Below are 22,068 nucleotides of genomic sequence, written 5' to 3' on the forward strand. Positions count from 1 at the left end.
CATGGAAAATAATAAACAAACCAATTTCACGGTTCAAAAGACAGAAGAACAATGGAAAAAAGAATTGACTCCTGAACAATATTATGTGATGCGCGAAGCAGGAACAGAACGACCATTTTCAGGAAAATACAATATGCATTTTGAAGAGGGCATTTATAGCTGCGGAGGCTGCGGTGAACCCTTATTTTCATCGGAATCAAAATTTGATGGACATTGTGGTTGGCCTAGTTTTGATCGTGAAATTGAAGAAGGTAAAATTCTGGAAAAACTCGACAAATCGCATGGCATGATTCGCACCGAAATTCTTTGTGCCAAATGTGGAAGTCATTTGGGTCACGTTTTCAACGATGGACCTACCGAAACCGGTTTACGCTATTGTGTGAACTCTCTTTCGCTTGATTTCGAAGAAGAGGATTCAAAATAGTTGGGAAGTTGTAAATTTGTCGCATGAATACAAACAAAAGTTCCATTCGTTTTGGATTAATCTTGGCTTTCCTTACAATTGCCATTTTTCTTACACTCTATTTTTTATTTTCCACGCAAGGAACTATTTCAGAGGTTCAATATTTTAATTATTCGGCCTTAATCAATTGTTTTTTATTGCCTGCAATCTATGCAATTGGAGGTTTTTACAATTCTTATTCCTTTGCAAAAATTCAGCCCTTAAGCTTTGGGCAAGCTTGGAAATTGACTTTTCTTCCCATGTTTATTGGTGGTTTGATTAGCTTAGGATTCATCTTTATCTTTTTCAATACCACAGGAGCTTGGGCAGAAGATAGTTTGCAGAGAGGTTGGTATGAATTGATGACGGCCAATCCCAATCCAGATTTCATGGAAAAGAATGGCGAATTTGTTGAAAACATGAATGACTTAAGCATCAACATGTTCACTACGAAGGTTTTCTTCCTTTCATTTTCAGCGATTATCTTTTTTTACTTTTTGATTTCGAGTATCTTCGCAGTATTCTTAAAAAATAGACGCGTCTAATGCATTTGTCGATTGTTATTCCATTATTGAACGAACAAGAATCTTTGGAGGAATTATTCCAAAGAATCAATGTCGTTTGTTTGGAAAACGGATTTGATTTCGAAGTGATTTTCGTCGACGATGGAAGCTCAGATGATTCTTGGCAAGTGATTGAATACATTTCCAGCATGCATCCAGAAGCAAGAGGAATCCGTTTTCGCAAGAATTATGGGAAATCTCAAGCCTTGATGGCTGCTTTTCGTGAAACAAAAGGAGATGTTGTCATCACCATGGATGCCGATTTGCAAGATTTCCCAGAAGAAATCCCAGAATTGTATCATACCTTGAAAAACAACCATGCCGATATTGTTTCGGGATGGAAACAAAAGCGTCAGGATCCAAAATTGACCAAAAATTTGCCTTCTAAATTGTTCAATTGGGCGGCAAGAAAAAATTCAGGTTTAGAATTGCATGATTTCAACTGTGGATTGAAAGCTTATCGAAGCGAAGTGGTGAAAGAATTGCAATTGCATGGCGATATGCATCGATACATCCCAGTTTTGGCCAAAAACTTAGGTTTTGGTCGAATTATGGAGAAAAAAGTTCGTCACCAAGCCAGAAAATATGGTGAATCCAAATTTGGGAAACGTCGCTTTGTCAATGGTTTTTTGGATTTGATAACTTTATCATTCATTTCCCGTTTTGGAAACAAACCTATGCATCTATTTGGCGCAATTGGAACCTTGATGTTTATCATCGGCTTCTTGGCTGCCGTTTATTTGGGATTTGACAAATTGTACAAAGTATACTTTTTAGAACAAAAAGCAAGATTGATTACCGACAATCCGTTTTTCTATATTTCTTTGGTTGCAATGGTTTTGGGAACCCAATTATTCCTAGCTGGTTTTTTGGGCGAAATTCTCATTCGTTCCAATAAAAACAAAACCGAATTTGAAATCAAAGATTCTGTTAACCTACACCAAAAAATACGACTATGAAAAAATTAAGTTTATTAGCCTTCGGAATTTTAGGTTTAACATCCTGTTCTTCAGGAATTGAAGGTGAAGGAGCTGCTACTGCTCAAAAAGAAATCAATTTGGAAGCATTTTCTTCGTTAAAAATTTCTTGCAATTGCCAATTGACGTTAATTCCTTCGACAACTACTAAAGTTATGATTGAGTCTCATCAAAATTTGGTAGATAATTTAGACGTTCAATTAAAAGGAAAGAATCTTAAAATCAGCGAATTATCCAAGGTGAAATCTTCAGATTTGTACAATGTTAATCTATATTATAGTCCAGAATTACAAGAAATCGAATTACATGATCAAGCCAAAATGAAAGTTTCGGGTACTTTAAAATCCGAGAAATTTTCAATTGAGGCCAATGATCAAGCAAATATTCAGGAAACCTTTGTGGAAATTACCGATATGAACTTATCGATTTCCGATCAATCTTTGGTCAATCTTACCGGAACGATTATCGATTTGAACCTTTCTTCTTCCGATCAATCCAAAGCAGATTTGACAGGAACCCAAGTTGTAGATATTCGATTTGATGCATCAGACAATTCTCATTTATCCATTTATGCGATGAAAAACCTTTCTGGAAAAGCAACTGGGAATTCTGAAGTATTTTACAAAGGCAATCCAAAGAAAGATACAACCGAAAAGGATCTGGCAAAAATTCAACAACAATAAACCCTTTATATGAACAATAACGCATTGGAAAGAGCTAAAATTTGGCTCAATGAACAATACGATGAAGAAACGCGAACGAAAGTTCAAGATATGATAAATAATAATCCGACACTTTTGGAGGATTCATTTTACAAAGATTTAGAATTTGGAACGGGAGGCATGCGCGGAATTATGGGCGTTGGAACCAATCGTATCAATAAATATACTTTAGGTGCAGCCACACAAGGATTGGCTAATTATTTACAATTGCAATTTCCTGACAAACAAAAATCAGTTGCCATTGCGTATGATGTACGCCATAATTCGGATAAGTTTGCCCGAATTGTAGCCAATATTTTAACGGCAAATGGAATCCAAGTTTACTTATTTGAAAGTTTCCGTCCGACACCTGAATTATCCTTTGCTGTAAGACATTTAGGTTGTGATGCGGGAATCGTATTGACAGCTTCTCACAATCCGCCTGAATACAATGGATACAAAGTATATTGGAATGATGGTGGACAAATTGTTCCTCCGCATGACAAAGCGATTATCACTGAAGTTGGAAATGTTCAACCTAGTCAAATTCAATTTGATGGAAATGATTCTTTGTTAAAAATGATGGGAGAAGAAATCGACAATGCATTTATCGATGCAAGTATTTCTCAAATCGGATTTAACCATCAAGGAAAAGAAGATTTAAAAATCGTCTTTACTTCCATTCATGGAACTTCGATTGCCATCATGCCCGAAGCATTCAAACGAGCTGGATTTACCAATGTTCATATTGTAGAAGCACAAGCAACTCCAAGTGGTGATTTTCCAACCGTACAATCGCCCAATCCAGAAGAGCCTGCAGCCTTGAAAATGGCCTTGGATTTAGCAGAAGAAGTGAATGCCGATATTGTGATTGGAACAGATCCAGACGCAGACCGATTGGGTATCGCTGTACGTAATTTGCATGGTAAAATGGTCTTATTAAATGGAAATCAAACCAATATTTTGTTGGTCGACTATTTATTGAAACAAAGACAAAACGATGGCATGGACGGAACGGAGTTCATTGGTTCGACCATTGTGACTTCTGATATTTTCTTTGAAATTGCGCAATACTACAACGTTGATTGCAAAGTTGGTTTAACAGGTTTCAAATGGATTGCCGATATGATCCGTAAAGCAGAAGGGAAACAGAAATTCATCGGAGGTGGTGAAGAAAGCTTTGGCTTTATGGTGGGTGATTTTGTACGTGATAAAGATTCCGTTACTTCTACCCTTTTGGCTTGTGAAATTGCTGCAGCAGCCAAAGCAAATGATAGTAGCATGTTTGAGGAATTATTGCATGTATACACCAAAACCCATTTTTATTTAGAGGATTTGATTTCGATTACCAAAACAGGAAAAGACGGAGCAGAAGAAATCAAACAAATGATGGCAGAATTTCGTCTAAATCCACCGCAAACATTTGATGGCTCAAAAGTCATTCGATTGGATGATTACCTACATTCGATTTCTAAAAATTTAGTGACTGGTGAGGAAACCAAAATTGATATTCCAATGTCCAATGTGTTGATATTTTATACTGAAGACGGATGTAAAATAGCTGCTCGTCCATCTGGAACGGAACCTAAAATCAAATTTTATTTTTCAGTCAAAACTCATTTGGATGAAATTTGCGATTTCGAAATCAAAGAAGATGAATTACTGGAAAAAATAGATCGATTAAAAAAAGAATTCAAATAATTATTATTTTTGAACCCTGATAAATTCAGGGTTTTTTATTTCAATTGTACATGAAACTATTCGCCATTATTCCTTCTATTCTTTATTATATTTTATTTGGTCTAGGATTATTAATATTCCATGTAATCCAATGGTTAAGCTATAATTTGGGTGGTTATCAAGCGCACCATAATTCAGTAAAATGGATGAATTGGTATTTGATGATGACAACCAAAGTTTTGGGAACCACTCATTATTTCGAAGGAAAAGAAAACTTGCAAGAAGGTGTTCCGTACATTTTTGTAAGCAATCACCAAAGCATGTTTGACATCAGCCCTATTGAATGGTATTTGACAAAATTTCATCCGAAATTCATTAGCAAAATCGAATTAGGAAAAGGAATCCCAAGTGTTTCCTATAATTTGCAACACGGAGGATCAGTTTTGATTGATCGAAAAGATCCACGACAAGCTTTACCTGAAATCAAAAAATTGGGACAATATATTGAAAAGCATAATCGTTCAGCAATGATTTTCCCAGAAGGAACTAGAAGTCGAGATGGACAACTTAAAAAGTTTCATGATACTGGAATTAAGACTTTAATAAAATATTCACCCTCAGCACAAATTGTTCCTATAACCATTAATAATTCATGGAAATTAGTGAAAAATGGTTCTTTTCCCTTAACTTTGGGTGTTAGGTTTAAAGTTCATGTACATCAACCTATTGATCCTAAAGGGAAGGATTTTGATGCAATCATGGACGAAATTAGAAATAAAATACAATCCAAATTAGAAAGTTAAATGGAAAGAAATGCCAAAGAAAATGTTCGTCTAGAAGTAATGCAATTTATTGATAAAGATGTAGATGAATATGTAGACAAATTCTTAATCAGTCCTGAAAAAATTTGGCAACCTACGGATTTTTTACCCGATTCAAGTACAGAAAACTTCTATGAGGAAATCAGAGAATTACGTGAACTTTCCAAAGATTTGCCTTATGATTTCTGGATCACCTTGATTGGTGATACCATTACCGAAGAGGCTTTGCCTACTTACGAATCTTGGATCATGGAAATCGAAGGTGTCGATAATGAAGCCAGAAACGGATGGTCCAAATGGTTTCGGGCTTGGACGGCTGAGGAAAATCGTCATGGAGACGTTTTGAATAAATTCATGTATTTATCGGGACGAATCAACATGCGTGAAGTAGAAATTTCTACCCAATATTTAATTTCAGACGGATTTGACATTGGAACAAGTCGTGATCCTTATAAAAATTTCGTTTACACAAGTTTTCAAGAATTAGCAACCTATATTTCACATAATCGTGTTTCAGAAATTGCAAAATCTTATGGAGCAAAGAAATTAGCACGAATGTGTAAAATTATTGCTGGAGACGAGATGCGTCACCATTTGGCTTATACAGAATTCGTCAAAAGAATTTTCGAAATCGACCCAAGTGAAATGATGTTGGCGTTTGAACATATGTTGAAATTGAAAATTGTAATGCCAGCGCATTTCTTACGCGAATCTGGTGAAGAAATAGGTAAAGCATTTGAAATCTTTTCAGACTCTGCGCAGCGTCTAGGAGTTTATACGTCATTTGATTATGTTGATATCATCCGAAAATTGATTGGAATTTGGGATATTGATAAAGTTGCCAATTTGAATGCAGAAGGCGAAAAAGCAAGAGATTACATCATGAACTTACCAGATCGTCTAGATCGAATCGCTCAGCGAATTGTCATTCCAAAAGAATCGCCAAGATTGAAATGGGTTTATTCAGTTTAAACACAATACTATGAACTTACAAACTTATGTAAACAAAGAAATTTCCTATTCTGAATATTTGGACGTTGTCAAAGCACAAATGAATCAAATGAAAGAAGAAGGCGATCCAAAAGATTACGTTCAATACTATTTTTTGGGATTGACACGTATGGAACGTTGGAACAAAACCTTTGAACTTTCAACAGATCAAAAAGAAGTTTTAAAATCCATTCAAACTGATTTTGAATTTTTAAGCATCAGCGAAGGATGGTGTGGCGATGCGTCACAAATTCTTCCAATTGTTGATAAAATCGCGATTGAACTGGGTGTTAATCATCGTATTGTTTTTCGTGATGAAAATCCTGAACTGATGGATGCTTATTTGACCGATGGAGCAAAATCAATTCCAATGATTATTGGAGTAAAATCCGACGGTTCAGAAAAGTTCCATTTTGGTCCAAGACCTTCTGCAGGAATGGAATTCTTATACAAACATAAACAAGATCCCGAATCTTATACAACCCAAGATTTTCACAAAGATTTGCATCAATATTATACGCAAAACAAAGGCATGGATATTTTCAACGAATTAATAGCAAAAATTCAAAATTCTTAGAATGAAAGCAGATAAAGGTATTATCATTAGTGGTATTATTTTGGTCGTATTAGGATTGAGCTTTTTCACGCCATTTGGCGATTGGGCTACCAATTTATTGAATGAAAAAACTTTGGCTGGACCCAATAAAGAAAAACCTGTTCGTGAATTTTCGTTGCAAGATGAGAATATGAACATTTCTTTGAAAGGATACAATGGAACAAAAGATGCCAACCTTCAAGATTTCATTGGGAAACCAACCGTTTTAAATTTTTGGGGTAGCTGGTGTCCTCCATGTGTAGAAGAAATGCCAAGTATACAGGCACTTTACGAATCCAAAGGTCAAGATGTCAACATCGTATTGATTACCATGAAAGACAAACCTGAAAAGTTCGTTCCATTTTTAACCAAACATACGTATACTATGCCAGTATATGAGGCCGCAACTCTATTACCAAAAGTATTAATTCCAGGCTCTTTTCCTACCACTTACATCTTGGACAAGGAAGGAAATATTGTCATGAAAGAGATCAAAACAAGAGATTGGAATTCTCCAGATATTCATAAACTCTTAAATGAATTACAAAGCAAATAGTTAAAATACCTATTGAAAATCAATATTTTATTATCATAAGTTGATAATTATCTTATATTTACTACTATGAAAAAACAATTTATTTTCTTAGTAGTATTTTTTTTGATGATTAATTGCGCTCCCAATCATTCTACAAATCAAAATGGGAAAAACAATCAACAAGTTGAATATTCAGAAGAAAGAAGGCTAAATCATGCAATCCCATTGACAGAAACCTATATAATTTCTAGCAATGATGATTTAGTGAAAATTTATTCTTTATTGAAGGATCCAAACATCCCAAGATCTGCACCTATACCTTCTGTTGATTTTACTAGCGAAAGTATAATTGTTGTGAAGCCAAAATTGAGCGATTTTCCATATGCAGATATAGAAATTCAATCGATTAAAAACGAGGATTCTACATTCTTTATAAATTACAAAGAAGTTGAAAATTTTGAATTTACTGAAAACAAATGGAGCAATCCGATTGTCATATTGAGGGTTAAAGAACAACCAAATAAGGTTGTTTTAGAAAAAGTCAAAAATTAACATATTAGAAACAATTAACTAATTCCAAAAAATTATGAGACGAAATTTACTTACGGCTTCTTGCCTAATTCTATTTTCTGTTTATGGATTTTCTCAGCAAAATAATTGGACAAAATACCATGGGAAGAACATTGAGAATGTTCGAGAAAGATCTACAACGCCATCTGAATATCAGTTGTTGAAATTAAATTTAGAGGGCATCACTCAACAATTGCAATCAGCGCCTGCCAAAGGAGCAAATGTAGCAAATGGAACTGCTATTAAGATCCCGAACCAGCAAGGAACTTTTGATACATATAGAGTTTTTGAGGCCTCAACAATGCATCCAGAATTACAAGCAAAATATTCATCCATTAAATCATACACAGGATTTAAAGAAGGTGATACTACAACCAAAATTAGATTCTCTGTATCACCCTATTTTGGATTTAACGCAATTATTAGAAGTACAGAAGGAGTTAACTATATTGATTCCTATTCTCAAGATAATTCCTTGCATATAATGTACAATCGAAACAGTGTGGAACATGTTCATACGTTTGAATGTAAGCATGGGGAAAATGATCATCACGACATTGGTTTTTTACCTGAAATAGATTTAGGGGAAAATACAGTTATTGATGGTAAACTTCGTAAATATCGTTTAGCATTAGCGACTACGATTGAATATACGGCTTATATCGCTCAACAAGCTGGAGTTGGAAGTGGTACAGATGCTCAAAAAATTGCAGCAACCATGGAAGCTTTAAATTTAGCTGTAACCAGATTAAATGAAGTGTATGAAAACGATTTATCGGTTACCATGGAGTTGGTTCCCAATAATGATTTGTTAATTCATATTACATCCGATACCTATAATCCAATGGATGCTGGTGCCATGTTAGGACAAAACCAAGCAAGAGTAGATGCTGTGATTGGAAATGCAAATTACGACATTGGACACGTTTTCTTCCGTGCAACAGCAGGAAACGATAATGGTGTTGCATACTTACGATCTGCTTGTAACAATTCCCTTAAAGCGGGTGGTGTAACAGGTGCAGGAAATCCAGTTGGAGATCCTTTTGTTATTGATTATGTTGCACATGAAATGGGACATCAATATGGAGCAAACCATACTCAAAACAATGGGTGTAACAGAAATGGAGCTACCGCTGTTGAGCCTGGTTCAGCAAGTACAATTATGGGATATGCAGGAATTTGTCATCCGAATGTTCAAAATAACTCAGATGCTTATTTTCATGCGGTTAGTGTTCGAGAAATGTTTTTATGGGTTTCTGGAAATGGAGATTGTGCAGCAAAAACCGACACCAACAATACAGAACCTATCGTAAATGCCGGTCCTGATAGAACAATTCCAAAAGAAACACCTTTTGCTTTAGTAGGTACAGCTACAGATGCAGATGGCGATAATTTAACCTACAATTGGGAGCAAATCGATAACCAAACAGCACAAATGCCTCCTCGTCCAACCAATACTGGTGGACCGATGTTCCGTTCAAAATGGGCAACCAATTCACCAGAAAAATTCTTCCCTAGCTTACCAATTCTAATTGAAGGATATAACCCTAATATCAATACTCCTGGAAACTTCAGAGCATGGGAAAAATTACCAGCTGTAGCAAGACAAATGAATTTCGCTTTCTTAGTACGTGATAACAATCCTGCTGGAGGTCAAACAGGTCGAGATGATATCAGATTAACTGTAACGGCTGATGCCGGACCTTTTGTTGTGACATCCCAAAATGCTTCGGGTGAAGTTTGGAATTTAGGGGATAGCAAAACCATTACGTGGGATGTTGCCAATACCAATGTAGAACCTGTAAATACTGCCAATGTAAAAATTCTTATCTCCACAGATGGCGGATTGACTTTCCCTCATGTATTGGTTGAAAGTACGCCAAACAATGGATCTTATACCTTCACAGTTCCTGCTGGATTGGGTGTTACGCAAGATGCTAGAATTATGATTCGCGCGATTGATAACGTATTCTTAAATGTAAACGAAGAAGATTTCACCATCAATTCCAATATGAGTGTACAAGATCTTCAAGCAAATCAAATGGATATTTATCCAAATCCATCAAATGGAATTTTCACCATTGAGTTGAACAAAAAAGCAAACAATGCTTCCTACAAAATCTTCAATATGGAAGGTAGAATGGTTGCTTCTAGCACAATTTCACCTTCTGGATTTGAAACCAAACAACAAGTAAATGTTTCTCATTTACCAAATGGAACCTATGTAGTACAGGTTGAAAATGGATCTAAAACATTCTCTAAAAAATTGATTATCAAAAAGTAAAAAATTTGATTTCTATCATAAAACCGCTTAATTTTATTAGGCGGTTTTTTATTTCCGAATTTTGGAATGTTTTTTGATTTTAATCAACACATTTAAACTTACTTGAGATGAACAAATTAAAATTATTCAAATTGGCAAGCATCATAGGTTTACAGGCAAAAACGTCTGAAATGTCTGCAACAGACAGCGCGAAAGCTTTTGCTCGAATGATGATCGATACCGTTTCTGGAAATTACAAACCCAAGAAACGTAACCTTTTGATAGGTTCAGCTGTGATTGCATATGTACTTTCGCCGATTGATTTAATTCCTGGTTTCTTTTTAGATGATGCAGCAATTGTTATGTTTGCACTGAAATATTTCGGAAGAGAAATCAATAATTATTTGGAGTGGGAAAAAGGTCAGAAATTCAAGACCTTGATTACCGACGCGGAAATACTCGATGAAAAACAATAAAGAAAAAAATCTTATTATCATATCAGGCCCCACTGCCATTGGCAAGACGGGGCTTGCTATTTTTATAGCAAATCATTTTCAAACCGAAATCCTTTCATTTGATTCCCGTCAATTTTACAAAGAAATGAACATCGGAACTGCCGTTCCTTCACCAGAAGAACTAGCCTCTGCTCCACATCATTTCATTCAAAATTTAAGCATTCATGACGAATATTCCGTTGGGGATTATGAAAAAGATGCTTTACAAAAAATCGAAGAACTCTTTAAAATTCACGATGTCCTGGTGATGGTCGGTGGATCGGGACTTTTTGAAAAAGCCGTCACCGAAGGTTTGGATGAATTCCCCTCAGTTGACCCAACGATTCGTCAAGAATTAAATCATCAATTTGATGTGTACGGAATTGAATATCTTCAAGAAGAATTGCAAAAAGCCGATCCCATATATTACGAATTGGTCGATGTACAAAATCCAGTTCGATTAATCCGAGCATTGGAAATTTGCCGTGGAACGGGAAAACCCTTTTCATCCTTTAGAAAAAACAATGTATCCAATCGAAATTTTAACTTCATCAGAATTGTATTGGAACTCCCACGCGATCAAGTTTACGAGCGTATCAATCAACGTGTTGATTTGATGATGCAAAATGGCTTATTGGACGAAGTCAAATCACTCCAAGATTTCAAGCATCTGAATAGCCTTCAAACTGTGGGATACCGCGAATTATTTGATTATTTGGATGGGAAAATCGATTTAGATTTCGCTGTAGAAGAAATCAAGAAAAATACGCGCCGCTACGCCAAACGTCAATTAACTTGGTACCGAAAAGATGAACGAGCCAAATGGTTTTCACCTTTTGAAAAAGAAGGAATTCTTGAATATATCAAAGGAAAGATTTCAAGGTAATTGTTCCAATTTATTTTTCAACTCAATTCTATCGACAATGTATACAATGATAAACATTGGAATTGACAATAAAAAGGTGATGAGATAACCAAGATTTGAGCGATCGGATTCTTCTTCTTTTATAGTTCTAAAAAATTCCTTGCGATCATTGAGCATCAATACCACTACTAATAGAAATATGACATTCACCATAATTTGGAGTAAATAATCATTGTTCGAATAAAAAAATATAGATAGAAAAAACAATCCAATTCCTATTCTTCCTTTCCATTTAAATCTGTTAAATATTCTCGCCGCTTCTTCATACCGAAGATTTGAATGTCCACCAGATAATTTTATGGAATCTTCGCTAAAACCTCGTTCGTTTAATATTCGCAAAGATTCTTGCTGAAAGGTTTTCGGATAATTATAGCGTTTATAATTTTTAATTACATCCAATAATTTATCATTACTTAGATTCTTCAACTTTTCAATTCTATCGTCCATTTAGTTAGAGTTTAAGTTTGGTTTGTTGAATTTAAACATTATAAGCTTGAATCCCAAACTTTTGATACGGAATTAAAAACAAAAAGGGCATCAAACATCCAACAATTCCGAAATAGGCATCCATTGGGTCGGGTGTATTTAAAATCGGTATGAAAAATTCATATACCAAATTCGCTAGAATTCCAATTCCCGCAATGATGTAGGCTGAAGTTAATTTCCCCAATTGCAAAACGCCCAAATATCCCATTACAAGTATCAATATAAATGAAATGGAGAAATTGGAAATATGGCTATAAAATTCCGGATACGAATTCGTAATAAAATCCATTTGCCACTTCTCTTTTCTTCCCATAAAAAGGACAACAGCAAAAATCAATCCTAGGAAATAGACAATCGTAGCCCAAATTTTCGGCACATAAGCAAATCCTTTAAACGTATTTTTCTTATCCATTTACCCTATTTTACACCCGTTTTCGGTTTTCCGTTCTGGTTGAAGCAAAACCACATCATTCGATTCATTGTAAATTCCCATCACCAAACATTCGGAAATGAAATTCGCAATTTGCTTGGGTGGGAAATTGACTACAGCAATGATTTGTTTGCCAATTAATTCTTCTTTCGAATACAAATTCACAATCTGCGCACTAGACTTTTTAATTCCCAAATTTCCAAAATCAATCACTAACTGATACGCAGGCTTTTTGGCTTTCGTAAAATCTTGCACTTCCAAAATCGTTCCCACGCGCATATCTATCTTTTCAAAATCTTCCCAAGAAATCGTATTCATTTTTCACTCATTTTTGCTTATATCGTATCGAATTTACTAATTTAGCGAACAAAGTAAAAAAGAATGGAACTATTATCTGGTAAAACGGCCATTATCACGGGGGCAACTCGTGGAATCGGAAAAGGAATAGCAGAAGTATTTGCAAAAAACGGATGCAACATTGCCTTCACTTTTGCATCTTCAGTAGAAAAGGCGAAAATTGTTGAGGAAGAATTAAACGCAATGGGCGTAAAAGCCAAAGGATACCAATCAGATGCATCGGATTTTGATGCTGCACAAAAATTGGTTGACGATGTATTGGCGGAATTCGGAAAAATCGACATTGTGATCAATAATGCGGGAATTACCAAAGACAATTTATTGATGCGTATGAGTTTAGAAGATTACGAAGAAGTAATCCGTGTGAACTTAAATTCTGCATTCAACTTGACCAAAGCTGTGGTAAAACCGATGATGAAAGAAAGAAATGGTTCCATTATCAATATGAGTTCGATTGTCGGTCGAAAAGGAAATGCAGGTCAAGCAAACTATGCTGCTTCAAAAGCAGGTTTGATCGGATTTTCTAAATCAGTTGCGTTGGAATTAGGTTCTAGAAACATTCGTTGCAATGTGATCGCTCCTGGATTTATTGAAACCGAAATGACCGAAAAATTAGATCCGAAAGCAGTTGAAGCTTGGAGAGCGAGTATTCCATTGAAACGAGGCGGAACGCCAGAAGACATTGCCAACGCTTGTTTGTTCTTAGCTTCTGATTTGTCAAGTTATGTAACCGGACAAGTTTTAAGCGTTGACGGTGGGATGTATACCTAAAAAAATTGCGAAGTACGATAGACGAATTACGAAATTCGCTTACAATAAATGATAAACTTTGGTGAAATTCAGTATTTTGCCAAAGTTTTTTTTATTGAATGAAATCAGGACTTATTTTCATATTCGTATTTTTTAATCTCACATTTTGTTTAGCTCAGTTTGATGAACTTGAAAATCAAAAATTATTTGAGTTTAACAAAGTGAAAGAGATAAGAGTTATTCATTCTGAATATCAACAAAATGGGTCCAAATTATATTCCGACAAATTTTCTATTCAACATATTGGTGAAAAAGGTCGTGTAACCAAGGAAATAAATCATATGGATGGTTTAGATGAACCAATTAGCTATTCAAATTTTGAATATCACGAGAATTGCAATAAACTCAAATCGTATGAACTTTTCAATTGGGATGAAAAAGATTCCTATTATTCCTTAATTCGAAATGAATTTTTTCTAGATGAAAACTGTTCAGATTCCTATCAAAAATATTATCATTTGAATTTTATAAAGTCTATCCAAAGTTATTCAGAAGTTAAAAATGGCGAGGATTTACTCTATTCAATACATCTTAATAATCTAGATAAAACAGAATCTTATTATTCGAAATTAGGCAATGGAAAAACAAAAATTGAAGTTTTTGAAAATAAAAAACCAGTTCAAGTCATAACTGAATTGTATGATGAAAAAGGAAAACCAATTGAAATTTGCATTGAGGAAGAATCTATCAATCAATGTTCTTACTTTGAATATTTGTATGCGAACGATAAATTAATTGAGGAAAAATATTTCCAAACATTTAATGAATTAACGCAAGTCATACAATTCGATTACTTGGAAAACGGTCTAGTTAAAGAAAAACGTATATATTTAACAAATGAAGATGTTCTCTATCTTTCCTCAAAATTAGTTTACGAATACCAATATTATTAAAATGAAAAGACTTCCATTCATCCTTCTATCTTTTTTATCAACCATTGTTTTCGCACAAGAAAATCCCAATCAAACCTTCAAAAAGGAATTGGAGAAACACTGTGGAAAATCTTACGAAGGTGTGATTACAGAAGGTGCCAAAGAAGGTGATGGATTTACAGGCGAACGTTTGGTGATGCAAGTTTTATCTTGCGAAGCAAACCAAATCAAAGTCCCTTTTTATGTTGGCGATGATAAATCACGCACTTGGGTTTTGACCTTTGAAAACGATCGTTTGGAATTGAAACACGATCACCGCCACAAAGATGGTTCTGATGACGAAGTCACAATGTACGGTGGAACGACCACCAACGTCGGACATCCAAATTTTCAAATGTTTCCTGCCGATCAAGAAACTTGCGCAATGATTGATTATGCTTGCCACAATGTTTGGTGGATGACCATCGATGAGAAATCATTTTCCTATAATTTGAAACGAATCGGTACCGATCGCTTATTCACAGTGGTTTTCGATTTGACCAAACCCGTAGAATTTAAGGAAGTTCCTTGGGGATGGGAAAAGTAAAATTCTTACCTAAACTTGGATTTTTCTTATTAGTAATTGTTTTATCCATCTTACTAAGTTGTAATTATGGAATCATCCACGACACCATAACCTATTCTATTTCACCTGAATATTATACGAAATATAAATTCATAGAATTTGGATTAATTTCCGAACCAATGGAAAATACCGTTATTAAGCCATTTGTCTTGGTTATTTTAACAGGTATTATCGCAACTTGGTGGATGGGTTTACTAATTGGACTTATCTTAGGAACACTCAACTTAATTTATTTCAACAGCTTCAAGCAGAATGTGATCATTTACTTCAGATTAGTCGCAATCCTTTTCATAACAACAACAATTGCCGCTTTCATTGGTTACTTCATTGGAATATATACTTTTACAGGTAAAGAATTTTATTTCCATTTTACAGAAAATATTTTAAACAAACGAGACTATCACACCGTTGGAATGATTCATAACCTGAGTTATATTGGCGCAGTTGTAGGAATTATTCTTAGTCTTTTAAAATTCAGAGGTTTAAGAAAATCAATTTCTAATTTCTAATTTCTAATTTCTAATTTCTAAATTAATCAATCATCGACAACTGAATTCTCTTTCGTTCCACATCGACATCGGTTACCGTAACTTCCACGATTTGATTCAAATGAACCACCGTATTCACATCCGATATGAATTCTTTGGTAATTTTCGAAATATGAACCAATCCACTTTGTTTGATTCCAATGTCCACGAAACAACCAAAATTGGTGATATTATTGATGATTCCTTGGAGTTTCATTCCGATTTTTAAATCCTCAATCGATTTGATATTCTTATCAAACTGAACCATTACCGCCTTTTGACGCGGATCCAATCCAGGCTTTTTCAATTCCTCCAAAATATCCTTCAAAGTCGGTTCACCAACTTTATCTGTAATATATTTATTCAATTCAATTTGTTGAATCAAGGATTCGTTTCCAATTAATTCCTGCGTCGAAACCTTTAAATCTTTCGCCATTTTCTCGACGATTTTGTAGGATTCCGGATGAACAGCTGAATTATCCAACGGATTCTTAGCATTCTGAATTCGTAAAAATGCTGAAGCCTGTTGAAAAGCTTTCTCACCCAATCGTGGAACTTTTTTCAGTTCATCGCGCGATTCAAATCCGCCATTTTCCGACCGATAATTCACAATATTTTCTGCCATCTTCTCCCCGATTCCCGACACATAATGCAACAAATGTTTGCTCGCCGTATTCAAGTTCACACCCACTTTGTTCACACAAAGCATCACGGTTTCGTCCAATTCCTCTTTCAACAAACTTTGATCAACATCGTGCTGGTATTGCCCAACCCCAATGGATTTCGGTTCAATTTTCACTAATTCCGCCAAAGGATCCGCCAAACGACGTCCAATCGAAACCGCTCCACGAACGGTTACATCGTATTGTGGAAATTCCTCACGAGCAATTTTCGAAGCCGAATAAATCGAAGCGCCCGCTTCATTCACGACAAAAACTTTCAACTTTCGATCAAAAGCAATATTCTGAATCCAGTTTTCCGTTTCACGCGATGCCGTTCCATTTCCAATTGAAATCGCTTCAATCTGATACGCATTCACCAAAGATTTGATTTTATTGGATGCTTGCACTTTCTCGTTTTGTGGTGCGTGCGGATAAACCGTTTCATTGTGTAACAAATCGCCTTGTTCGTCTAAACAAACAATTTTACATCCTGAACGATACCCAGGATCAATCGCTAAAATTCGTTTTTCTCCCAAAGGCGCTGCCAACAACAATTGTTTCAAATTATTGGAAAAAACTTGAATGGAGGTTTTATCGGCTTGCAATTTCGCTTCTTTCAAAACTTCGTTTGACAAAGAAGGTTCCAACAAACGTTTGTAAGTATCTTCAATGACATCGATGATGATTTCTTTGATTTCTGGAGAATGGGTTCGTAGAATTAAATTTTCAATTAATGCAAAAGCATCTGCTTTGGGAATTTCTACTTTTACCTTTAAAAATCCTTCGTTTTCTCCACGTAAAATCGCCAATAATCGATGCGAAGCCGAACGTTTCAATAATTCTGAAAACTCAAAATACTGGGAAAATTTTTGCGCTCCTTCTTCCTCCTTTTTTGTTTTTAAGACTTTTGAAGAAATAACCGCTTCGTGTTTGAATTTTCTTCGCAATTGATTTCGAACACGCTCATTTTCATTGACCCATTCCGCCATAATTTCTTTCGCTCCTTGCAAAGCATCTTCGATTTCGGGAACCTTGTCGTTGCAATATTTCGCAGCCAATTCTTCCAAATCCCGAATCGGATTTTGCTTCATAATGATTTTCGCCAAAGGTTCCAATCCGTTTTCTTTGGCAATGGTCGCTTTGGTTTTCTTTTTCTTTTTGTAGGGCAAATAATAATCCTCCAAAAGATTTTCATCGTAACAATTCAAAATCTTGGACTGAATTTGCTCCGTCATCAAATTCTGTTCTTCAATTGCCTTCAAAATGGTTTCTTTCCGCTTTTCGATTTGTTCAAACTGAAGTTTCAATTTGGAAATAGCAGAGATTTGCACTTCGTCCAAATTTCCTGTAAACTCTTTTCGGTAGCGAGAAATAAACGGAATCGTACAATCTTCATTGAGCAATTGAAGGGTATTTTCAATTCCTCGATTGGGAATTTGTGTTTGTTGTTGGATGAAATCAATTTGGGTCATAATCATTACTTGAAAAGGGTTCAAAAATACAAGAAGCTTCTATCATAATCGAGTATATTGACAAAATAAATTCAATCTTTGGGAAAGTATCCTTTTTCCCCAGCATTTTACCAATTTCTATTTTACAAAAATCAATTAACCAAGGATTTAAAGACGATAAATACCATCCAAATAAAACGGGTATTAAGAATCGCAAAAGGGGTAGTTTTAGGGTAGTAAGCGGGTAGTTCGACTTATAAATAAAGAATTTAGAGGGGAACAAAGTTAAATTTGCTGCACTAAAAAATAATCAGTTTTATTAATCTTAATTTGGTAAAAAAATGAAAAGAAATTTATTGTTTGCTTTCGCATCTTTCTTCTTAATGACAACTCTAGGGTTTGGTCAAGCAAAATTCAAAGAATATGTTTGGGAAGAAGTTGGTTTAAAATTTAGCATTCCTTCATTCGTAAAAGTTAATTCTAAAGATGACTACATGATTGAAATGGAAAGTGAGGACTTTTTAATTTATGTAGAATTAAAAGATGATTTTGATGATCTACAAGAATTAGTTGAATACTATGAAGTAAAAGAAGTAGTAAGTGTTGATCAAAACATCAACGAACCTACCTATACAGGTGAGGCTGCTGCTGGATTTATCGAAGCAGTTGCATTAGGTGATGACATTGATATTTTCAACGTTTTCGGAAACTTAGAATCAAAATTGAACGATAACGAAAAAATCGCTTTTGATATTTCTATATACGAGTGGAATGACCGTATCGAAGGATACTTAAACCAAATCATGGGTAGTATCGAATTTTTCGATATTTCAAAATCAAAAGGTGGTCAAACTACAGTAAAATCAGGTGGTTTATTCCAATCTTCAAACAAAGGTAACAATACTGCAGTAGCTCAAAATGCTGCTCCAGCTCAACAAGCTGCTCCGCAAGAAGTAGCTGCTCCACAAAAGAAAAGATCTTTCTTCTCTAAATTGATGGATGTTGCTGGTCCTATCTTGACCAACGCAGTTCCATTTGGAGGTGTTGCAACAGGAATCTTGAATTCTTTTGCAGATTAATTTGTGGGGAATTTCCCAACTCATTAACACAAAACTTTAACAAGAATTTCTCGTGTTTTTTTTTTTTAAAAAAAGCACGAGATTTTTTTTTAATCCTAAAATACTTTTTTGAAAATTATAGTACTTTTGACCACAAACTATTGTACATGAAAAACAATTTATTCTATGCAGTCTTAATCTGCATCTTATGTAGCTCTTTTGGTTTTGGACAAACAAAATTCAAAGAGTTTAATTGGGAGGAATATGGACTTAAATTTAGCATCCCTCAATTTGTTAAAGTAAATTCTCAAGATGATTTTATGATAGAATTAGAAAGTGAAAACTTTTTGATTTATGTCGAATACAAAGATGATTTTGATTCTTTATCCGAATTAAATGAATACTATGAAATCAAAAAAATTGTGAATTTGAATACCAATTTGAATTTCCAAACCTATAAAGGCGAAATTTCGGAAGGTTTTATTGAATCAACCGAATTAGGAGACGAAATGGATATTTACAATGTTTTCTTAAATGCTGAATCGAAATTAAATAACAACGAACGCATTGCTTTTGATATCTCTCTTTACGAATGGAACGAAACAATTGAACGTTACTTGATTCAAATTTTAGAAAGCATCGAATTCTACAAGAAAAAATAAAAATTGATTCATTGCCTAAAAGCAATACAATTTCAAATAAAAACGTCCAAAATCATCCTTTGGACGTTTTTTTGGGTCAAAACTCTTGGATATTTCTAGAAATTACACCTCGACAACCCCAAAAATTCTAATTTCTACCCTACCTTTGCAACTTGAAAATTTTAAACAATGCAATTAACAGAACAAGAAATCATTCGTCGTGAGAAATTAGCGCAGCTAAGAGACTTAGGCATAGAACCCTACCCTGCTGCCGAATTTGAAGTAACTTCTACATCAGAAGAAATTTTGAAGAACTACGAAGAAGGAAAGAAGGTCAAGATTGCAGGACGTTTAATGTCGGTTCGTATTATGGGAAAAGCTTCTTTTGCCGAAATCCAAGACAGCAAAGGAAGAATCCAAATTTATGTTTCCCGTGACGACATCTCTACCGATGAAGAAGGAACCGAATACAACACCATTTTCAAAAAATTATTGGACATCGGAGATTTTATTGGAATCGAAGGATACCAATTCAAAACCAAAGTAGGAGAAATTTCAGTGCACGTTACCAAATTAACATTGTTAACCAAAACATTGAAACCACTTCCAATCGTAAAAACCGATGACGAAGGAAATGTACACGATGCATTTGTCGATCCAGAATTACGCTACAGAATGCGTTATGTGGATATGGTCGTAAATCCGCACGTCAAAGAAATATTCATCAAACGCACCAAATTATTCAATGCGATGCGCGAATTTTTCAATGCCAGAGAATACATGGAAGTAGAAACACCAATTCTTCAATCCATTCCTGGAGGTGCTGCGGCAAAACCTTTTATGACGCACCACAATGCCTTGGATATTCCGTTATATTTACGTATTGCCAACGAATTATATTTAAAAAGATTGATTGTAGGCGGATTTGACGGTGTCTACGAATTCTCCAAAAACTTCCGTAACGAAGGAATGGACCGTACCCACAATCCTGAATTTACCGCAATGGAAATTTACGTTGCCTACAAAGATTATAACTGGATGATGGATTTCACCGAGCAATTATTGGAACATTGTGCAGTTGCGGTCAATGGTTCAACGAAATCTACTTTCGGCGAACATGAAATCGAATGGAAAGCTCCGTATCCACGTGTTTCAATGCGAGATGCAATTTTGAAATACACCGATTTCGATATCTACGGAAAATCAGAAGACGAAATTCGTCAAGCGGCTATTTCTATGGGAATCGAAGTCAACGATACCATGGGGAAAGGAAAATTGATCGATGAAATTTTTGGAGAGAAATGTGAAGGAAACTTCATTCAACCGACTTTCATCACCGATTATCCGGTTGAAATGTCGCCATTGACCAAAATGCACCGCTCAGAAGAAGGTATTACAGAACGTTTCGAATTGATGGTTTGTGGAAAAGAAATCGCCAATGCGTATTCAGAGTTAAATGACCCAATCGACCAAAGAGAACGTTTCGAAGAACAAATGAGATTGTCCGAAAAAGGAGACGACGAAGCAATGTTCATCGACCAAGATTTCTTACGTGCTTTGGAATACGGTATGCCTCCAACTTCCGGATTAGGAATCGGAATGGATCGTTTGATCATGTTCTTGACCAACAATGCATCCATCCAAGAAGTTTTGTTCTTCCCACAGATGCGACCAGAGAAAAAACAAATTGCGTTGAGTGACGAAGCCAAAGCAGTTTTGGAAATTTTAACCAAAGCTGGAAATATGGACTTGAATGAGTTGAAAACTCAATCAGGACTTTCTGGTAAAAAATGGGACAAATCCATCAAAGAATTAACAGCAAATAAAGTCGCGCAAGTAGAGAAAACCGATGCAGGATTATTTGTTTCGGCTATATAAAACATTGTGCCCTTTGTGAAAATCCTTTGTGCTCTTTGTGGTTTAAATTTTCTAACACAATGAACTCAAAGAAGGCTCAAAGCGCACAATAAAATAGTAAAAGAACTACCTGAAATGGTGGTTCTTTTTTTTGTATCTTGAATTCAAAATTTTCCAATGTCCAGAAAACTTCTAGCCAAATACCAATTCCTTTCAGATTCCGACAAATTCTTGCTTTTATTAGAAGAAAATAATATTCCTTATTATTTATCGGGAATGGGAATCGAACAAGATGGGCAAACCAATTATTCGGAACATTTAGAAGTTTGGGTAGACGAAGAAAATTTCGACAAATCCGTAGAAATTATTAAAACCGATGATTATTTTCAAGCTTGTCCCAATTGCGGCTCCAAAGATTTAACCGAGGCTATCAAAGAAAATATTACATCCAATTTAATAGGCATACTGAAAAGTTTTTCTTTTATGAAAGTTTCAAAAAATTATAACAAATGTGAAAATTGCGGAAATATTTTCCAGTAATTACACCCTTGAAACTCCTTTGTGCCCTTTGTGAAAAACCTTCGTGAACTTTGTAGTTAAATTTCCCAAACACAAGGTGCACAAAGAAGACACAAAGCACACAAGAAAAAAGTTGAAGGAACTACCCAAGCGGTGGTTCTTTTCTTATTATCGAAATATTAGCCAACCTACTGTGAATAGTCGTACAAACGAATTC

Annotated in this window: 25 protein-coding genes; 21 read left to right on the forward strand and 4 right to left on the reverse strand. The window is 35.1% G+C overall.

What is annotated here, in order from left to right:
- Position 1: 1 nt before the first annotated feature.
- The 13 genes from msrB to miaA all read left to right on the forward strand — a co-directional run bounded on the left by msrB (position 2) and on the right by miaA (position 11,517).
- Positions 2-424 (forward strand): peptide-methionine (R)-S-oxide reductase MsrB, encoded by a 423-nt coding sequence (gene msrB / locus ABID46_RS06535; protein WP_354508289.1) that lies wholly within the window; start codon positions 2-4, stop codon positions 422-424.
- 23 nt (positions 425-447) lie between these two features.
- Positions 448-987, forward strand: a complete 540-nt coding sequence (locus ABID46_RS06540) for a DUF4199 domain-containing protein (RefSeq protein ID WP_354508291.1) — start codon at positions 448-450, stop codon at positions 985-987.
- Entirely contained in the window at positions 987-1,964 is a 978-nt protein-coding gene (locus tag ABID46_RS06545) for a glycosyltransferase family 2 protein (protein ID WP_354508293.1), read from the forward strand. The genes ABID46_RS06540 and ABID46_RS06545 overlap by 1 nt, the downstream gene beginning before the upstream one ends.
- The gene (locus ABID46_RS06550; protein ID WP_354508295.1) at positions 1,961-2,665 is read left to right on the forward strand and encodes a GIN domain-containing protein; all 705 of its coding nucleotides are present in this window, start codon (positions 1,961-1,963) and stop codon (positions 2,663-2,665) included. The genes ABID46_RS06545 and ABID46_RS06550 overlap by 4 nt, the downstream gene beginning before the upstream one ends.
- A 9-nt stretch (positions 2,666-2,674) precedes the next feature.
- Positions 2,675-4,384 carry a phospho-sugar mutase gene (locus tag ABID46_RS06555; protein ID WP_354508297.1) on the forward strand — a complete coding sequence of 570 codons (1,710 nt, stop codon included), beginning with the start codon at positions 2,675-2,677 and terminating at the stop codon, positions 4,382-4,384.
- A gap of 50 nt (positions 4,385-4,434) precedes the next feature.
- On the forward strand, positions 4,435-5,166 hold the full coding sequence (locus ABID46_RS06560; protein WP_354508299.1) for a lysophospholipid acyltransferase family protein: 732 nt from the start codon (positions 4,435-4,437) through the stop codon (positions 5,164-5,166).
- Positions 5,167-6,156: an acyl-ACP desaturase gene (locus ABID46_RS06565; protein WP_354508301.1), complete on the forward strand. Its 990-nt coding sequence runs from the start codon at positions 5,167-5,169 to the stop codon at positions 6,154-6,156. It begins immediately after the preceding gene.
- A 10-nt stretch (positions 6,157-6,166) separates the two neighbouring features.
- Entirely contained in the window at positions 6,167-6,751 is a 585-nt protein-coding gene (locus tag ABID46_RS06570; protein ID WP_354508303.1) for a thioredoxin family protein, read from the forward strand.
- 1 nt (position 6,752) lies between these two features.
- Positions 6,753-7,325: a TlpA family protein disulfide reductase gene (locus tag ABID46_RS06575; protein WP_354508305.1), complete on the forward strand. Its 573-nt coding sequence runs from the start codon at positions 6,753-6,755 to the stop codon at positions 7,323-7,325.
- A 66-nt stretch (positions 7,326-7,391) separates the two neighbouring features.
- Entirely contained in the window at positions 7,392-7,856 is a 465-nt protein-coding gene (locus ABID46_RS06580) for a hypothetical protein (protein ID WP_354508307.1), read from the forward strand.
- 34 nt (positions 7,857-7,890) lie between these two features.
- Positions 7,891-10,158 carry a zinc-dependent metalloprotease gene (locus tag ABID46_RS06585; protein ID WP_354508309.1) on the forward strand — a complete coding sequence of 756 codons (2,268 nt, stop codon included), beginning with the start codon at positions 7,891-7,893 and terminating at the stop codon, positions 10,156-10,158.
- Between the two features lie 107 nt (positions 10,159-10,265).
- Positions 10,266-10,613, forward strand: coding sequence for a YkvA family protein (locus ABID46_RS06590; RefSeq protein WP_354508311.1), 348 nt, complete (start codon positions 10,266-10,268; stop codon positions 10,611-10,613).
- On the forward strand, positions 10,600-11,517 hold the full coding sequence (gene miaA / locus ABID46_RS06595) for a tRNA (adenosine(37)-N6)-dimethylallyltransferase MiaA (RefSeq protein ID WP_354508313.1): 918 nt from the start codon (positions 10,600-10,602) through the stop codon (positions 11,515-11,517). The genes ABID46_RS06590 and miaA overlap by 14 nt, the downstream gene beginning before the upstream one ends.
- On the opposite strand, the gene ABID46_RS06600 is transcribed toward miaA, so the two are convergent.
- From ABID46_RS06600 to ABID46_RS06610, 3 genes are read right to left on the reverse strand one after another with little or no spacing between them, the layout of a single operon-like run.
- Positions 11,509-12,003, reverse strand: a complete 495-nt coding sequence (locus ABID46_RS06600; RefSeq protein WP_354508314.1) for a hypothetical protein — start codon at positions 12,001-12,003, stop codon at positions 11,509-11,511. The genes miaA and ABID46_RS06600 overlap by 9 nt on opposite strands.
- Before the next feature lie 31 nt (positions 12,004-12,034).
- Positions 12,035-12,454 (reverse strand): hypothetical protein, encoded by a 420-nt coding sequence (locus tag ABID46_RS06605; RefSeq protein ID WP_354508316.1) that lies wholly within the window; start codon positions 12,452-12,454, stop codon positions 12,035-12,037.
- Entirely contained in the window at positions 12,455-12,790 is a 336-nt protein-coding gene (locus ABID46_RS06610; protein WP_354508318.1) for a tRNA-binding protein, read from the reverse strand.
- A gap of 63 nt (positions 12,791-12,853) precedes the next feature.
- Here ABID46_RS06610 and fabG point away from each other — a divergent pair, with 63 nt between their 5' ends.
- The 4 genes from fabG to ABID46_RS06630 all read left to right on the forward strand — a co-directional run bounded on the left by fabG (position 12,854) and on the right by ABID46_RS06630 (position 15,645).
- Entirely contained in the window at positions 12,854-13,600 is a 747-nt protein-coding gene (fabG, locus tag ABID46_RS06615; RefSeq protein WP_354508320.1) for a 3-oxoacyl-[acyl-carrier-protein] reductase, read from the forward strand.
- Between the two features lie 98 nt (positions 13,601-13,698).
- Positions 13,699-14,532: a hypothetical protein gene (locus tag ABID46_RS06620; RefSeq protein WP_354508322.1), complete on the forward strand. Its 834-nt coding sequence runs from the start codon at positions 13,699-13,701 to the stop codon at positions 14,530-14,532.
- Between the two features lies 1 nt (position 14,533).
- Positions 14,534-15,097, forward strand: coding sequence for a hypothetical protein (locus ABID46_RS06625; protein WP_354508324.1), 564 nt, complete (start codon positions 14,534-14,536; stop codon positions 15,095-15,097).
- Complete coding sequence (locus ABID46_RS06630; protein WP_354508326.1) at positions 15,085-15,645, forward strand: hypothetical protein; 561 nt, start codon at positions 15,085-15,087, stop codon at positions 15,643-15,645. Before ABID46_RS06625 ends, ABID46_RS06630 begins: the two co-directional genes overlap by 13 nt.
- Positions 15,646-15,667: 22 nt before the next feature.
- Here the strand turns inward: ABID46_RS06630 and ABID46_RS06635 are convergent, their stop codons facing one another.
- Positions 15,668-17,797, reverse strand: coding sequence for a Tex family protein (locus ABID46_RS06635; protein ID WP_354508328.1), 2,130 nt, complete (start codon positions 17,795-17,797; stop codon positions 15,668-15,670).
- Between the two features lie 320 nt (positions 17,798-18,117).
- Here ABID46_RS06635 and ABID46_RS06640 point away from each other — a divergent pair, with 320 nt between their 5' ends.
- The 4 genes from ABID46_RS06640 (at position 18,118) to ABID46_RS06655 (ending at position 21,872) form a co-directional block, all read left to right on the forward strand.
- Complete coding sequence (locus ABID46_RS06640) at positions 18,118-18,855, forward strand: hypothetical protein (protein ID WP_354508329.1); 738 nt, start codon at positions 18,118-18,120, stop codon at positions 18,853-18,855.
- Positions 18,856-19,001: 146 nt separating this feature from the next.
- Entirely contained in the window at positions 19,002-19,496 is a 495-nt protein-coding gene (locus ABID46_RS06645) for an exonuclease/endonuclease/phosphatase family protein (protein ID WP_354508331.1), read from the forward strand.
- A 168-nt stretch (positions 19,497-19,664) separates the two neighbouring features.
- Positions 19,665-21,353, forward strand: a complete 1,689-nt coding sequence (gene lysS / locus ABID46_RS06650) for a lysine--tRNA ligase (RefSeq protein WP_354508333.1) — start codon at positions 19,665-19,667, stop codon at positions 21,351-21,353.
- 156 nt (positions 21,354-21,509) lie between these two features.
- Complete coding sequence (locus ABID46_RS06655) at positions 21,510-21,872, forward strand: hypothetical protein (protein WP_354508335.1); 363 nt, start codon at positions 21,510-21,512, stop codon at positions 21,870-21,872.
- The last annotated feature ends 196 nt before the right edge of the window (positions 21,873-22,068 follow it).

This window comes from Moheibacter stercoris, from assembly GCF_040545805.1.
Lineage (GTDB): Bacteria > Bacteroidota > Bacteroidia > Flavobacteriales > Weeksellaceae > Moheibacter > Moheibacter stercoris.

Bases quoted from the DNA above. Each gene is read 5' to 3' on its own strand.
- ABID46_RS06605 (WP_354508316.1), bottom strand. From the start codon at position 12,454: ATGGATAAGAAAAATACGTTTAAAGGATTTGCTTATGTGCCGAAAATT.
- miaA (WP_354508313.1), top strand. From the start codon at position 10,600: ATGAAAAACAATAAAGAAAAAAATCTTATTATCATATCAGGCCCCACT.
- ABID46_RS06610 (WP_354508318.1), bottom strand. From the start codon at position 12,790: ATGAATACGATTTCTTGGGAAGATTTTGAAAAGATAGATATGCGCGTG.
- ABID46_RS06570 (WP_354508303.1), top strand. From the start codon at position 6,167: ATGAACTTACAAACTTATGTAAACAAAGAAATTTCCTATTCTGAATAT.
- ABID46_RS06640 (WP_354508329.1), top strand. From the start codon at position 18,118: ATGAAAAGAAATTTATTGTTTGCTTTCGCATCTTTCTTCTTAATGACA.
- ABID46_RS06555 (WP_354508297.1), top strand. From the start codon at position 2,675: ATGAACAATAACGCATTGGAAAGAGCTAAAATTTGGCTCAATGAACAA.
- ABID46_RS06540 (WP_354508291.1), top strand. From the start codon at position 448: ATGAATACAAACAAAAGTTCCATTCGTTTTGGATTAATCTTGGCTTTC.
- ABID46_RS06550 (WP_354508295.1), top strand. From the start codon at position 1,961: ATGAAAAAATTAAGTTTATTAGCCTTCGGAATTTTAGGTTTAACATCC.
- ABID46_RS06645 (WP_354508331.1), top strand. From the start codon at position 19,002: ATGAAAAACAATTTATTCTATGCAGTCTTAATCTGCATCTTATGTAGC.
- fabG (WP_354508320.1), top strand. From the start codon at position 12,854: ATGGAACTATTATCTGGTAAAACGGCCATTATCACGGGGGCAACTCGT.
- ABID46_RS06655 (WP_354508335.1), top strand. From the start codon at position 21,510: ATGTCCAGAAAACTTCTAGCCAAATACCAATTCCTTTCAGATTCCGAC.
- ABID46_RS06630 (WP_354508326.1), top strand. From the start codon at position 15,085: ATGGGAAAAGTAAAATTCTTACCTAAACTTGGATTTTTCTTATTAGTA.
- ABID46_RS06600 (WP_354508314.1), bottom strand. From the start codon at position 12,003: ATGGACGATAGAATTGAAAAGTTGAAGAATCTAAGTAATGATAAATTA.
- ABID46_RS06580 (WP_354508307.1), top strand. From the start codon at position 7,392: ATGAAAAAACAATTTATTTTCTTAGTAGTATTTTTTTTGATGATTAAT.
- ABID46_RS06565 (WP_354508301.1), top strand. From the start codon at position 5,167: ATGGAAAGAAATGCCAAAGAAAATGTTCGTCTAGAAGTAATGCAATTT.
- ABID46_RS06545 (WP_354508293.1), top strand. From the start codon at position 987: ATGCATTTGTCGATTGTTATTCCATTATTGAACGAACAAGAATCTTTG.
- ABID46_RS06625 (WP_354508324.1), top strand. From the start codon at position 14,534: ATGAAAAGACTTCCATTCATCCTTCTATCTTTTTTATCAACCATTGTT.
- msrB (WP_354508289.1), top strand. From the start codon at position 2: ATGGAAAATAATAAACAAACCAATTTCACGGTTCAAAAGACAGAAGAA.
- ABID46_RS06575 (WP_354508305.1), top strand. From the start codon at position 6,753: ATGAAAGCAGATAAAGGTATTATCATTAGTGGTATTATTTTGGTCGTA.
- ABID46_RS06585 (WP_354508309.1), top strand. From the start codon at position 7,891: ATGAGACGAAATTTACTTACGGCTTCTTGCCTAATTCTATTTTCTGTT.
- ABID46_RS06620 (WP_354508322.1), top strand. From the start codon at position 13,699: ATGAAATCAGGACTTATTTTCATATTCGTATTTTTTAATCTCACATTT.
- ABID46_RS06560 (WP_354508299.1), top strand. From the start codon at position 4,435: ATGAAACTATTCGCCATTATTCCTTCTATTCTTTATTATATTTTATTT.
- lysS (WP_354508333.1), top strand. From the start codon at position 19,665: ATGCAATTAACAGAACAAGAAATCATTCGTCGTGAGAAATTAGCGCAG.
- ABID46_RS06635 (WP_354508328.1), bottom strand. From the start codon at position 17,797: ATGACCCAAATTGATTTCATCCAACAACAAACACAAATTCCCAATCGA.
- ABID46_RS06590 (WP_354508311.1), top strand. From the start codon at position 10,266: ATGAACAAATTAAAATTATTCAAATTGGCAAGCATCATAGGTTTACAG.